Consider the following 13,081-nt stretch of genomic DNA (forward strand, 5'->3'; position numbering starts at 1 on the left):
TTTATTACTGAAAGTAAGGGTGCTCCCGATCCTTGCGGACCGGGAGTGAGCTGCATCTCAATCGCGGATTGACGGCATCGGGGGAGGAATGGTTTGCCCGCTGACGTCTCTATGCGCATAGATGAAGTTTAAAAATAAACAGCATGGGGTGCTGGGGTTGTTACGAGGGGGGGATTGGCGGCAGGCCCTCGGACTCTCGCGCCATGTCGATCATCTCCAGGATGCGCTGCATATTCTTTGGGCCGAGACCCTGGCTGCGCAGCGCGATCGACTGGATTCCGGCGTCCCGCATGGCGGCGGCCAGGTCTCGCTGGGCGAACATCTTCGCGGGGTCCTCGTCGCTGACCCAGTAGGTCGGGGGGATGTCGAAGAAGCTGGAGATTGTTCGAAGCGTGTTGATCGTCGGGTTCGCCTTGGTGCCCCTGCGGAGCTGCTTGATGGTGCTCTCGCCGACGTCGGTGCCGGCTGCGACCTCGGCGACGGAGTACGGGCCGCGGGTCCGCGGGTGGCGGTGCTCGAAAAGGTAGTTCAGCCGTGCGGCGATCTGGGGCAGTCCGCCTTGGTCCTTGCCTGCCTGCTGGGCCATCGCAGCACCTCCCGCGTCTTGGGTCATCCCAGGGCGGCACTTTAGTGCCTGTTGGTGCGCCGATGCACATCCCAAGGGGTGATCTAGTGTCCCCGAGGTGGGCGCTTTGGTGTACGTTGGTCGCGCCGAAAGGGGCACTAAAGTGCCAATGCCCTGATGGGGGCACTTGCGCGAACCTGTCGTGAGGCTGGGTGGACCACGACGGCCGGCCGTAAGGGTCGGCCGGACAGTTCTCCTCGGCCGCCCTCGCGAGAGCCTCTGCGCCTCCGCAGTACCACCAGCCATCTTCGAGTAGGAACGGCATCATGAGCCAGGACCAGCACCGGGGCATCGACCCCGCCCGCACCGCCCTGCACTCAAGCCATGCCCGGGTCTATGCCCTCCAGGATGCCTTCACGCAGCTGCCCGGCGGCGACCAGCGTGTACTCGACCTCGCCGCCGCCACGGGGATGCCGGATTCCACCGTGCACCGAATCCTCCAGTCGGGCGTGCCCGGCGGGGCCGTCGACCAAGTGCGTCGCGGCCGGTACCGGCCGGGGCCGACCATCATCAAGGCGGCCGTTCACGCCATGGCGCACGTACCCGGTGCCGCGACGACCCAGGGAATCCTGGCCGATCTCCACGAGCGTACCGGCGCAGCTGTTTTGCTTTTCGCGCTTGCTCCCTTTGGCGGGCTGCGGCGACTGTGCACCGACTACGCATGGGGCCGGATGGACCCAGGCGACCTCGGCGTCTTCGCGCGTCCCCTGGTCACGCACTCACGGTCCCTGCGCACCGGGGCGAGTGGGAGGGTGATCCTCGCCCACCTTCCCGAACCGCTGCAGCAGCTCGTCTTCGACGAGGAGCTGCCCGGCGACGCCGCACCCGGAGCCCTGCGGAGCGACCGGGCCCTCGCGGCCTCGCTCGCGGAGATCCGGCGCACCGGGTACGCGGTCGGGCGGGAGGAAGTCGTGCCCGGGTGGGAGGCCGTCGCGGCACCGGTCATGTGGGGGGATGTGGCCGTCGGCTCTGTGGCGCTCGCCAGGCCGGTGGGCGGGTCGGCCGACCTGGGCCGGCTGGTCGAGCACACCTGCCGAACGGCCCGGACGCTGAGCGAGTGCACCTCGCGCCCCGCCCCCGCCCCCGCGGCCTGAGGGCGGCAGGGCGGCGGCGGACGTTTCCGGGGAGCCGGCCGACGGGAATCTCCGGGACGCTCGGCTCGAACCTTCCTCCCTTTCGTGACTGGAAGCGGGGGAAGTCGCCGATTCGAGCAATGCGGTCATATATTTATTTCCGGCAAGGAGCCCAAGCTCCTTGCCGTTTGCATTTTCTGGACTCCCCTGCTTCCGTCTTCCTTGGGCTGAGGGCGGGGCCGGAAGGGGCTGATGGCCCGCCCGGTAGCCCGCAGGGCCGCCAAGGGGCAGCTCGTAGGGCCTAATTTTGATCATGCTCGCGCCATGCCCCGCCTGCCCATTTCCCGTCTGGCGGGAAAAGAGCCCAGAAGGGCCCGTGGCCGTTTCCCGTGTGACGGGAAAGTGGAGTTTCTATCCGCGTAGAGCGATCGAATTCGTTGACGTATTCCCAGCGGTAAACATAGAGTCGCTCCTGCGCCACGGAAATGCGTGCAGCCGAAGGTTGCCGCAATGGCCCGATGGCGAAAACGCGACGTGGCGCCCGGGAGCGGGAACTCCTGGGCGCCACGATGTCAAAACCAGTGCACCGGCTTGCTGTAGGAGGCTCGGCCGGCGCCACTCGCGCAGGAGGAAGTGTTACATGTTCGCGACCCCACGTACAGCCCCACGCACAGAGGGGCCCGAGACGGGTCTCGCAGCCGCCGTCGCCCTGGCCGGGTCCACCCGGATCTCCGAGGGCACCGCCCGGGCGATCGAGAGAAGCGTCCACGCCGTCGCACCGGACGCGAAGGTCGTGCGCGTCAGCGTGTCCGAGCCCGACCACCTCTGGCTGGCCCGGGCCTACGATGCCGACGGCGCCGGCGTCCCGCTGCCGCAGCAGCACGAGGAGGCCGTGGCGCGGTGGGTCGCCGTCGACCAGCCGCAGCGTGACTGGCGGCTCCAGCACGACCTCGACCTCGTCACCGGCCGCCTCACCGTCGCCGCCTCCCTCGGACGGGTGGCGTGATGGCGGTCCAGGACGGGCGCATACGCACCCACAAGCCGGAGATGAGCCGCGACCCGAAGCTCGCCGAGGTCTCGCTGTCCGCCGAGCGCACCTTCATCTACATGCTCAACTACGTGGACGACCGAGGAAGGGTCATCGACGACGCGGGAATCCTGCGCGGGCTGATCTGGAAGCGCAAGCGCTCCTGGGACGGCGGCGTCCACACGACCGAGCGCGTCGAGGACGACCTGCGCCAGCTGGCCGACGTCGGACTGGTGTGCCGGTACGTCAACCCGGCCGACGAAGGCGAGGAACTGCTCCACGTCGTGACGTTCAACAAGCACCAGCGGATCGACAAGCCCTCCCAGTCCCGCCTGGTGCCGTGCCCGCTGCACCAGACCCAGGAAGCCGACACCGACACCCCGGTCCCGGCCAAGCGGAGCCGGAAGAAGCCCGTCGAGCAGCCCGAACCGCGTCCCACGGACACCTCCGAGACCACCGGCCGGAGCAGCTCCGAGACCGGGAACCCCGACCACCAGCAGCCGGGCACCGCGGACTCCACGACACCCTCTACGAACGGATCCAGGATCACGGATCCTGGATCTACCCCTCCGGGGGGCGGCTGCGCCGCGCCCGCCCAGTCCCTTGCCTCGGAGGAGCCCTCGGCCGAGCAGGTCGCCGCGATGCACCCGCACACCACCGGAGCCAGCGCCCTGCTGGCCGAGTACGTCCGCTCGTGCCCGCAGCAGCCCAGCGAGCGGTTCCGCGGGCACCTCGGCCGGGAGATCAAGCAACTGCTCGGCGCCGGCTACAGCCCGGAGCAGGTCCGCGCCGGCCTGCAGCGGTTCGCGCAGAACCCCAAGGGCCCCAGCGCCCTGGAGTCCTTCGTCCAGGAGGCCCTGGCCTCCGGTCGGACCCGTACCGGAGCCGCGTACCGGGCGTGGACCAACCCGGCCGCCGGGGCCGCCGCCTACGCCGGGGACCTGTGATGGCCGGCCGCGACCGGGACCCGCGCCGCGCGGGCATCGGGCTGCAGGGCCTCGTCGAGCGCTTCAGCCGACTGGGCGTGGACCCTTCGGTGATCGGCCAGCCCGAGCAGCACCCGGTGCCGCAGCCGAACCGGGACGCGCTGGAGCTGGCGGCCAGCCGCATTCCGCCGCTGTACCAGGACGCGGTGGCCGACGACGCCCAGGTCCTCGCCTGGGTCGAGCACGTCAAGCAGGCCGCCCGTCGAGGCCCGGAAGGACAGCTCGGCATCGCCCGCGCCCGCTCCCTGCTCCTGCTCGGGGAGACCGGCACCGGCAAGACCCACCAGGCCTACGGGGCGATCCGGGCGCTGCTCGGCGCTGGCGTCCGGCTACGCTGGCAGGCGATCACCTCGGTGACCCTCTACGCCATGATGCGCCCGCGCCCCGGCGCCGACCCGGAACGCGAGATGCGCGACCTGGAGCGCATGCCCCTGCTGTTGGTGGACGACCTCGGCGCAGGCAGGGTCTCGGAGTTCACCGAGGAGACCACCTACCGGTTGATCAACCACCGGTACGAGCAGCAGCTCCCGACCCTCCTCACCAGCAACATCACCCCCAGCGAACTCTCCGGCCTCCTCGGCGACCGCACAGCCAGCCGCCTGCGCCAGATGTGCCACAAGACCGTCCTCGCCGGACCCGACCGGCGCCGCGCCCCCTCCTTCTGACCCTTCCCGCGATCCCGCGCGGGGCCGGCCGAGCCGCCCCCGGGAGACGCCCTGCCCACGCGCCCGCCACCACGGCGCGACGGAGACACCCCCCGAATGACCACCATCACCGAACTCGAAGCCGCCCACGAGCAGCTCGACCGCGGCTGCCCCCGTTGGCGCCTCCAGGCCGCCTGCGCCGGGATCGAGGACCCCGACATCTTCTTCGCCGACCGCCGCACCACCGCCCACCGCGAAGCCCTCACGCTCTGCCTGCGGTGCCCGGTGCGCCGTGAGTGCCTGACCGACGCCATCGAATGCGGGGTTCAGGACGGCATCCGCGGAGGCCGGACCGAAGAACAGCTCCGCCAGATCGTCGCCTTCAGGGAAGGCCGACAGGTCGACCTCGACCGGGTGCGCGCCACCCTGTTCGGTACCCACCGGCCGCGGCTGACCGAGGCCGAGAAGAAAGCCGTGGTCCGCGTTGCCACCGAAGCCGGAATTCCACGCGACACCTGGGCCGCCCTGCTGGGAATCGGCTACAAGGCCGCCACCGCGCGCCGACGCCAGGCCCGTATCCAGCTCGTCGTCATCCCGGCGTCCATGCGACGCGAGGAGATCGCCCTCGCCGAAGAGCTGCGGGACACCACGGTGCTCACCCCGGCGGTGGCCGCGTGACCCAAGGCCGCCCCAAGGTCTCCCGATGGGACATGGCCGCCATCGCGGCACTCGGCGCGACCGGCTTCGGCCTCTCCTATGACGCACTCCAGCAGATGGCTCAGGCGATCCACGTCCGAGGAAACCTCAGCTACGCATGGCCAGTGGTTGTCGACGGGTTCATAGCTTACGGAGTGCGCGCACTCGTCCTGCTGCGCGAAGCGCCCTGGACCGCCCGGGCCTACGCCTGGTCCCTCTTCGCCGGCGCCACCGGAACCAGCGTCTGGGCCAACGCCCTGCACGCGATCCGCCTCAACGAGCAGACGGCCGGCGCCCTCGGAGAACTGCACCTCGGAGACCTCGCCGTCGGGTCCTTGAGCACGATCGCCCCGATCGCGCTCGCCGGGGCGGTCCACCTCGGCATTATCGTCACCCGCCACGAGACAGCCCAGGACAACCTGGGCGACGGCCTCCAAACCGCCGACCAGGCCCCGGGCACCGTCCTGCTGAGCCGAGACGAGGTGCCCGACCGCGGGTCCTCGCTCGACAAGCGGACGGTGGCCGACCGAGAAGCCCTCGCGCTCACCACGTCCCGTACAAGCAATGCGGAACTCACGGTCGGCAATCAGATGGAGGGCCGGACCGTTGACGAGAAGCTCGCCACCTACCGTCTGGGCTCACGATGGCGAGCCCGATTTGCTGCACGGATTCTGCGCCGGAGCCAGGACAGTTCCGGTGGTTCGGAGGGTGGTCCGTCCGTCCGCCCCGGTGGTCCGGAAGACGGCGGTCCGGGTGGTCCGGACGGTGGTCCGTCCGTCCGCCCCGGTGGTCCGGAAGACGGCGGTCCGGGTGGTCCGGAGGGGGGTCCGTCCGTCCGCCCGGGTGGTTCGGACGGTGGTCCGTCCGTCCGCCCCGGTGGTCCGGAAAACGGCGGTCCGGGTGGTCCGGACGGTGGTCCGTCCGTCCGCCCCGGTGGTCCGGAAGACGGCGGTCCGGGTGGTCCGGAGGGGGGTCCGTCCGTCCGCCCCGGTGGTTCGGACGGTGGTCCGTCCGTCCGCCCGGGTGGTCCGGACGACGGTGGTCCGTCCGTCCGTCCCGGTGGTCCGGACGGCGACTTGGACCCGGCACTTTTGAAGGCTGGCCGCCGGGCCGCTGCAGAGGCCGGGCGGATTACCCGCCAGGTCGTGGGGGATGGAATCCGCAGCCAGGGGCTCAGCGTGTCGAACTCCAGGATCCCGGAGATCCTGGCCGCTCTGCGGACCGACAAGCCACCGCCACCGCGCCGGTGACCGTGCACTCTCTCCTCTTCTTCGTCTCTCAACTCACCCAACGGAGCTTCTACATGAGCACCACCGTGCTGGCGGACCGCGATCTGGTTGCCGACTTCATGGCCGTTCTGGTCCGACACCACCACATCCACCGCGCTCAGTTGCTGGGCGACGGCCGGTGGGAGGTCCGCCGGTCCGCCGGTGGACCGGTCGAGACCCTCAACGGAGAGCAGGCGGAGAAGGTGGTGATGGACCACTTGATCTCCGAGTTCGCCGCCCGAGGACTGGCCAGCGGCGACTTCTGACCGCCCATACTCCCGACCCGCGGCGTTGACCGAGCCCTACCTCCGTCCGCCGCCAACCGCCCTGGAGCCCAGGCACGTTGCCACCTACGGCGGAGCGAGCTATCTCCCTGGACCGTCCTATCGGACGGTCCAGGGGCTCACCCCGCCAAAGGGGCGGGGAAGGCTGTGTTCGTGGTCGAGCGGGGGCGCTCGGCCACGAACACGGCTCGCCACAGCCAGGGGGCAGCGGCGGCCAGGACAAAGACAGGAACAGATGATTACCGCCGAGTCCGCCGACGAACCGACCGTTGTGCGACGTCCTCGCCGCCGCTACCACGAGCCGCAGCAGCGTCAGCGCAAGCTGACGATCCGCGTCAGCTCCGACGAAGAAGCGCAGATCCAGCACGCCGCCGACGCGCGTTCCCTGACCGTCGCGCGCTTCATCGCCACTGCCGCGCTCAGCGCTGCAGCACGACATGACGTTGCGCTCGACGTCGACGACCGACTCGACCGTGCGCTCGACGAACTCGCCGCAGCGCGCCGGCAGACCGCCCGCGTAGGCAACAACATCAACCAGATCGCTCGGGAGCTGAACTCCGGCGGTCTCCCGCACCCGGTGGACCTGGCCGAGGCGCTGACCGCGGTCCGCCGTGCCGTCGCCACCGTCGACTCCACGGCGGCCAGTCTCCTCAAGCAGCGGAAGAAGCACTGAACCCGAACATCACCCGTGGGGACCGGACGTACGGTCTGCTGGCGTACCTCTACGGCCCCGGGCGCCGGGACGAGCACACCGACCCGCACCTCGTGGCGAGTTGGGACGGTTTCGCCCCGGACCCGGGGCGCGACCCGGACGCCACGATCAAGCAGCTCCAGACGGCCCTCGACCTGCGGGTGGACCAGCGCGGTCCCCGGCGCCGGTTGAAGAAGCCCGTGTGGCACTGCTCGGTCCGTACGGCTCCCGACGACCGGCTGCTCAGCGACGAGGAGTGGGCGGTGGTGGCGCGCCGGGTGGTCGCGGCCACCGGCATCGCGGAGGAGGGCGACCCGGACGGCTGCCGGTGGGTCGCCGTGCGGCATGCCGAGGACCACATTCACATCGCCGCCACCATCGTGCGCGGCGACCTGCGGAAGGCGGACATCGAGTTCGACTTCCGCCGGGCCCAGGCCGAATGCCGCGCGATCGAACGGGAGTGGGGGCTGCGCGAGCTCAACGCTGGTGACGGCACGGCCGCGAAGGAGCCAACCAACCGTGAGAAGCACAAGGCCGCCCGCCTGGGCGAGGCGGACACGAGCCGGCAGCAGCTGCGCGACGCGGTCCGCCAGGCCCTCGCCGGTGCCGGCGGCGAGGCCGAGTTCTTCGCCCGGCTGGAGACCGCTGGTGTGCTGGTCAACCGCAAGGTGGGCCCGTCCGGCGACACCCTCGGCTACAGCGTCGCCGTCGTCGGCAAGCGGGACGCCAACGGCGAGCCGGTGTGGTTCGGAGGGTACAAACTTGCTCCCGACCTGACCCTGCCCAAGATCCGCCGCCGCCTCGGCGCTCCGGTCCCGGAGCGCCGGGAGAAGCCAGAAGGGACGGCACGGGACGGTGGCGGCCGAAGGCCGGCTGGCCGCCGCTCTCCGGCAGCCACCGCGCGGCTGCGGGCCGCGGACACGGTCCTGGAGGCCATCGGCCTCCTGGATGGCGAGCCCGAGGCCGCAGCCGGGGTGGTCGAGGCGACCGGGGAGGTGCTCGACGCCCTGGCGGCCACGGCCCTGCCCGCGCAGAAGGCCGAGCTGCTGGCCGCGGCCCGCGCCTACGAGCGGGCCTCGCGCTCGCACGTGCGGGCCGCGAACGCCGACTCCCGCTCCGTACGGGCCGCGGCCCGCGAGGTGCTGTCCGGCGGCTACACCACGAACCGGGGCCCGGACGCCACCGCTGCCGCGGGCGCGCTGGCGGCGCTGATCCTGCTCGTCATCGCGGCCGGTCGCTGGCACGCCAAGCAGGGCCACCTGCAGCAGGCCGCCGCCGCCCGCGCGGCGGCCGACAACCTGCGGACGGCGTACCGGCAGGCCGCCGGCCAGCCGCTGGCCGCCCTGCGCGAGCGCGGCCGACAGCTACCCGCCGCGGTGCGCGAACGCCACGAGCAGGCCGTGCGGCGGGCGGTACCGGGCGAAGGCGGTCGGCGGATGCTCGCCGAGCCGGAGTTCGACGCCCTGGCCGCCGCCCTCGCCGAGGCGGAAGCCGCCGGGCACGACCCCGACACCCTGCTGGAGCGCGCCCGCTCGTGGCGGGAGCTGGACACCGCCGGGTCGGTCACCGCGGTGCTGACCTGGCGCGTGCGGCACCTCGCGAAGCTTCCCCACCCCGCCGCCGGCAAGCCGCACCGGAGCACCAGCACGGCGACCCCGCCCACACCTGCCGCACCCGCTGCCCCCTCGCGGCAGCGCCGCTGACCCGGCCGCCGACGGACGCCACCAGGGCTCCGTCGGCGGCCGAACCAACCCCACTTCGCAGCCCCCACGCAGGAGACCGCCCTTGCCCCGCCCGACCACCGGCCACCAGCGGCACCGAGCCGCCAGCGCGGCCGACCGCGACTGGCTACTGCGCTGCTACTCCCTGCGCGCCACCGACTCGCTCGCCACCACCGTGGCGATGTGTTCCGTGCCGCTGCTCGTCCTCACCCTCACCCACTCGCCCGGATGGACCGGACTGGCCGTCGCGCTCGAATGGGTGCCCCGGCTGGCCACCGTCGCGGGAGCCGGCCCCGTCATCGACCGGTACAGCCCCCGCGCCGCCGTCCTGACCACGAGCCTGCTGCGCGGCGGCGCCGCCCTCGCCACCCTCATCGGGCTCGCCGTCGGAGCCGGGCCGTGGCTGGTGCTCGCCTTCGGCATGCTCGCCGAGGCCGCCTACCTCGCCAACGAATCCGTGGCCGCCGAAGCCGACCGCCGCGCGGGCGAGCACGCACACCGCGTCCAGTCCGTCCTCACCGGTACCGACCAGGCCGCCCTCCTGATCGGCCCGATGATCGGCGGCCTGCTGCTGCTCGCCGGACCGGCCCTGCTACTGGTGGCCGTCGCCACCTTGTCCGCCGTCACCGCCACCGTCGCCGCGAGCGTGCGCACCCACCGCCCGCACCTGCACGTCGTCATCGACCCCGTCGCCGGCCACCCGCTGGCCCACCTCGCCACCGGCCTGGGCACCCTGAGCCGAACCCCCGCGCTGGCCTGGCTGGTCGGGGCGCTGGCCTGCGTCAACCTCGCCTCCGGCCTGGTCCAGATCTCCACGGCCGTCACCGTCACCCGGACCCTGCACCACTCCACCGCCGCCGTCGGCACCGTGTGGAGCATCGCCGCCGCCCTCTCACTGGCCGCCGTCGCCGCCGCCCGCCGAGCCATCGACCGCTTCGGCCTGTTCACCGTCGGCGCCACCGCGGCCGCCGCCGTGTGCACCGCCACCCTCGCCAGCGCCCTGGCGCCCAACCTCCCCCTCTACGCCACCGCCGTCGGACTGCTGACGGCCGGCGAGGGCGCGGTGACCGTCGTCCTGCGCACCGCCCGCGCCCGCCTCATCCCCGCCAGAGCCTTCGGCGTCACCCTCGCCACCACTGTGCTGCTCGTCCTCGCCCCGCTCCCGCTCGCCGGGCTCCTGGTCGCCCTGTGCCCCACCGGCCACCTGGACCTGCTGGTCGCAGCGGCCGGAGTCCTCGTCTCGGCCGGCACCTTCGCCTGCTTCCGCGGACTACGTGCCCACCACACCGCCTGGGAACACTTCCACGACACCGACCGGCCCCTGACAGCGACCGCCTGATCCGGAGAACACCGTGCCCTACGACCCGACCGCTCACATCGCCCACGCCGACCTGGCCCCCGAGGACTTCGCGACGTTCGAGCACCTGCGTGCCCACCTCCCCGCCACCCACCCGCGCTGGAAGCTGGTCTACGGCATCAACTCCGTTACGCCCGAGGGCCGGTGGGCGAGCAGTGAAGCCCTCTTCGAGCTGACCGGTTCGCCCCCGGGGATGGCTGGACGGTTCGCGCGCGTGTACTTCGACGAACACGGCAACGCCCTCCCGGACCGACCGGCGGACCCCGTCACCTCGCCGCTCGCCGAGAGCCTGGCAGGCCATCTGCCTGGCTGGTCGGCCCGCCCCCTGTCACTTCACCCGGGCCGCGACCTCGCCGACCTGAACGACCGGGCCTGGTCCTGGTCCTGGCCCGGCTTCACCAGCACCACCGCACCGCACACCGCCCTCGCCCTCACCGGCCCCACCGGTGAGCACCTGCTCGCGATCCGGCCGGGCGCGGACACCCCGCTCCTCGTCGGCGCGGCACGTACCGACGACGCCCACCACCTCATGGGCGAACCGGAGCCGGCCACGCCGGTCGGCTTCGCGAAGGAGACGGACACGGCCACCATGGCGGCCCAGATCACCGGCACCATCGCACCGCGCTACCGGCAGGCGCTCTGGAAGGCCAGATCAGAGGCCGTGGCCGAAGTCGTCCTCGGCCTCCAGGACCTGAGCGACGCCCTGGTCGGAGAGCACCCATGGTCCGACGATCGTGACCGACGCGTTCAGGACTTCGAATCCGAGCACGACCGCAACCGAAGGGCCTGGTGGCACATCGAGGTGCTCCTCGACACCGGGCCGTACGTCGTCGCCGGCATCCGATCCGCCACCCGCATCGAAGACCACCTGGACCCGCTCGTCGGGCCAGACCTACGACGCCTCCACACCGTCGAGGAAGCACTCGCCCACCTCCAGGAGATCCAGGACGGCTGGCTCGCCGCGCAAGCCGCCCTCACCGGAGAGCCCCACGAACTCGCGCCCGCGCAGCGCCGCACCGACAACCTGCGCAACCAGGAGGCCTGGCCCTTCGCCCAGTGGCTCGCGCACGGCCCGCTGCCCGCACTGGTCAAGCACTTCACACGCAGGATCGGCACCCCCGCCCCCGACCGGGACCAGCAGATGAAGGCCGCCCTCGCCCGCGCGAGCAACCTCCCCGTCCAGCCCCCACCCGCAGCTCCGGCCACGACCGCAGCACCGCCACCCGTCCGGCACCGACCTACCCGCTGACCGCCCACCCGGCCTGTTGCCCACCGCGTCCGCGCCGGGCCGGCCCGCCCACCGACCGACCCACGGAGAGACCCTGACCAGCACCACCCCGACCATCCTGCTCGTCTCCTCGGGCACCGAGAAGTACCGCCGCCACGCGCTGGAGCAGATCGCCGAGCACCACCGCGTCGTCCTCCTCGCCCAGGGCGAGCCGACCTGGCAACTGCCCTACATCGCCGACCACGAGGTCACCGACACCCGCGACCCGGACCAGGCCCTGGCCGCCGCCGAGCACCTCGCCACCCGCCACCGCATCACCGGGGTGCTCACCTGGGACGAGGACGCCCAGCACAGCGCCGCCCGCCTCGCCGCCGCCTTCGGCACCTTCGGCAACTCCGAGGCCACCGCCGCCACATGCCGGAACAAGGCCGCCGGCCGCGTGGCCTTCGCCGCCGCCGGCGTCCCCTCGGCCGCCGGCGCCCGCGTCGACTCCCTCGACCAGGCCCTCGCCGCCGCCGAGCGCATCGGGTACCCCGTCGTCGTCAAGCCGGCCGCCGGGGCGGGCGGCATCGGGGTACGCCGGGTCGACGACTCCACCGGCCTCGTCGTCGCCTACACCCGGGCCACCCACGCCGACGACGGCTTCGGCGCCCTCGTCGAGGAGTACCTGGACGGGCCGGAGATCTCGGTCGAGTGCGTCACCGTCCTCGGAGTGACCACGCCCGTCGCCGTGACCCGCAAGCACCTCGGGCCTGCGCCGTGCTTCGAGGAGGCCGGCCACAGTGTCGAAGCCGCAGATCCGCTCCTCGCCCTGGTCGGTCCCGTCGCGGTGCAGGCCCTGGACGCCGTCGGCTTCGCCAACGGCGTCGCCCACGTCGAGATGCGGCTCGTCGACGGCGGCAGCACCCCCCGCCTGACCGCGGTCAACGGGGGCCTGGCCGGGGACCTGATCCCCCTTCTGGTCCGCGAGGCCACCGGCATTGACCTGCCGCTCGCCGCCGCCGACATCGCCCTCGGCCTGCAGCCCGACCTCACCCCCACCCGGCGCCGTGCCGCCGCCATCCACATGGCCTACGCCCCCGCCACCGGCCGCCTCACCCGCGCGACGGCGAACCCCGCACTGCGCGAACGGCCTTGGCTGGAACGCCTCGTCTGGGAGAAGCAGAGCGGCGACCACGTCGCACTGCCATCCGCCGGCAACCTCGGCACCGCCCGCGTCGCCCACCTCGTCGCCCGCGACACCACCGCCGAGCGCTGCCTCCAGCACCTCGCCGACGCCACCCACCACCTCGACATCACCGTCGACTGACCCAACCCGAAGGCCGGGTCCGGCGCGCACCGGACCCGGCCTTCGTCGTAGCAGGGGTGAGGGCTCAGGGCCGCGCAAGTCAACTGCGCTGGTACCGGCCAGCTCCACATCGGCGGACGCCGGGGTGTGACCGAGCCGACATTTGCAAATCGGGCAAAGTGGAACAAAGTTC

Annotated in this window: 13 protein-coding genes; 12 read left to right on the top strand and 1 reads right to left on the bottom strand. The window is 72.2% G+C overall.

What is annotated here, in order from left to right; all coding sequences use genetic code 11:
* Positions 1-160 precede the first annotated feature (160 nt).
* Positions 161-586: a helix-turn-helix domain-containing protein gene (locus tag ACWDD9_RS28535; protein ID WP_449813123.1), complete on the bottom strand. Its 426-nt coding sequence runs from the start codon at positions 584-586 to the stop codon at positions 161-163.
* A gap of 305 nt (positions 587-891) precedes the next feature.
* Here ACWDD9_RS28535 and ACWDD9_RS28540 point away from each other — a divergent pair, with 305 nt between their 5' ends.
* The 12 genes from ACWDD9_RS28540 (at position 892) to ACWDD9_RS28595 (ending at position 12,909) form a co-directional block, all read left to right on the top strand.
* A complete protein-coding gene (locus tag ACWDD9_RS28540; protein ID WP_449813124.1) occupies positions 892-1,719 on the top strand; it encodes an IclR family transcriptional regulator in 828 nt (275 codons plus the stop codon).
* Between the two features lie 619 nt (positions 1,720-2,338).
* A complete protein-coding gene (locus ACWDD9_RS28545) occupies positions 2,339-2,704 on the top strand; it encodes a hypothetical protein (protein WP_449813125.1) in 366 nt (121 codons plus the stop codon).
* A gap of 41 nt (positions 2,705-2,745) precedes the next feature.
* The gene (locus ACWDD9_RS28550) at positions 2,746-3,672 is read left to right on the top strand and encodes a hypothetical protein (protein WP_449813126.1); all 927 of its coding nucleotides are present in this window, start codon (positions 2,746-2,748) and stop codon (positions 3,670-3,672) included.
* Positions 3,672-4,376 (top strand): ATP-binding protein, encoded by a 705-nt coding sequence (locus ACWDD9_RS28555; protein ID WP_449813127.1) that lies wholly within the window; start codon positions 3,672-3,674, stop codon positions 4,374-4,376. Before ACWDD9_RS28550 ends, ACWDD9_RS28555 begins: the two co-directional genes overlap by 1 nt.
* A 96-nt stretch (positions 4,377-4,472) precedes the next feature.
* A complete protein-coding gene (locus ACWDD9_RS28560; protein WP_449813128.1) occupies positions 4,473-5,033 on the top strand; it encodes a WhiB family transcriptional regulator in 561 nt (186 codons plus the stop codon).
* A gap of 32 nt (positions 5,034-5,065) precedes the next feature.
* Positions 5,066-6,301, top strand: coding sequence for a DUF2637 domain-containing protein (locus ACWDD9_RS28565; protein WP_449813129.1), 1,236 nt, complete (start codon positions 5,066-5,068; stop codon positions 6,299-6,301).
* A 53-nt stretch (positions 6,302-6,354) separates the two neighbouring features.
* Entirely contained in the window at positions 6,355-6,585 is a 231-nt protein-coding gene (locus tag ACWDD9_RS28570; RefSeq protein WP_449813130.1) for a hypothetical protein, read from the top strand.
* A 253-nt stretch (positions 6,586-6,838) separates the two neighbouring features.
* Positions 6,839-7,276: a MobC family plasmid mobilization relaxosome protein gene (locus ACWDD9_RS28575; protein WP_449813131.1), complete on the top strand. Its 438-nt coding sequence runs from the start codon at positions 6,839-6,841 to the stop codon at positions 7,274-7,276.
* A gap of 92 nt (positions 7,277-7,368) precedes the next feature.
* Entirely contained in the window at positions 7,369-8,997 is a 1,629-nt protein-coding gene (locus ACWDD9_RS28580; RefSeq protein ID WP_449813132.1) for a relaxase/mobilization nuclease domain-containing protein, read from the top strand.
* Between the two features lie 82 nt (positions 8,998-9,079).
* Entirely contained in the window at positions 9,080-10,354 is a 1,275-nt protein-coding gene (locus ACWDD9_RS28585) for an MFS transporter (RefSeq protein WP_449813133.1), read from the top strand.
* Between the two features lie 13 nt (positions 10,355-10,367).
* Positions 10,368-11,621, top strand: a complete 1,254-nt coding sequence (locus ACWDD9_RS28590) for a hypothetical protein (protein WP_449813134.1) — start codon at positions 10,368-10,370, stop codon at positions 11,619-11,621.
* Positions 11,622-11,637: 16 nt separating this feature from the next.
* Entirely contained in the window at positions 11,638-12,909 is a 1,272-nt protein-coding gene (locus tag ACWDD9_RS28595) for an ATP-binding protein (RefSeq protein WP_449813135.1), read from the top strand.
* Positions 12,910-13,081: the final 172 nt, after the last annotated feature.

The sequence above is a fragment of the Kitasatospora sp. NPDC001119 genome, assembly GCF_053598475.1.

What these genes read in the sequence shown, in the direction of transcription:
- ACWDD9_RS28535 (WP_449813123.1), bottom strand. Translation starts at nt 586, where the DNA reads ATGGCCCAGCAGGCAGGCAAGGACCAAGGCGGACTGCCCCAGATCGCC.
- ACWDD9_RS28540 (WP_449813124.1), top strand. Translation starts at nt 892, where the DNA reads ATGAGCCAGGACCAGCACCGGGGCATCGACCCCGCCCGCACCGCCCTG.
- ACWDD9_RS28545 (WP_449813125.1), top strand. Translation starts at nt 2,339, where the DNA reads ATGTTCGCGACCCCACGTACAGCCCCACGCACAGAGGGGCCCGAGACG.
- ACWDD9_RS28550 (WP_449813126.1), top strand. Translation starts at nt 2,746, where the DNA reads ATGAGCCGCGACCCGAAGCTCGCCGAGGTCTCGCTGTCCGCCGAGCGC.
- ACWDD9_RS28555 (WP_449813127.1), top strand. Translation starts at nt 3,672, where the DNA reads ATGGCCGGCCGCGACCGGGACCCGCGCCGCGCGGGCATCGGGCTGCAG.
- ACWDD9_RS28560 (WP_449813128.1), top strand. Translation starts at nt 4,473, where the DNA reads ATGACCACCATCACCGAACTCGAAGCCGCCCACGAGCAGCTCGACCGC.
- ACWDD9_RS28565 (WP_449813129.1), top strand. Translation starts at nt 5,066, where the DNA reads ATGGCCGCCATCGCGGCACTCGGCGCGACCGGCTTCGGCCTCTCCTAT.
- ACWDD9_RS28570 (WP_449813130.1), top strand. Translation starts at nt 6,355, where the DNA reads ATGAGCACCACCGTGCTGGCGGACCGCGATCTGGTTGCCGACTTCATG.
- ACWDD9_RS28575 (WP_449813131.1), top strand. Translation starts at nt 6,839, where the DNA reads ATGATTACCGCCGAGTCCGCCGACGAACCGACCGTTGTGCGACGTCCT.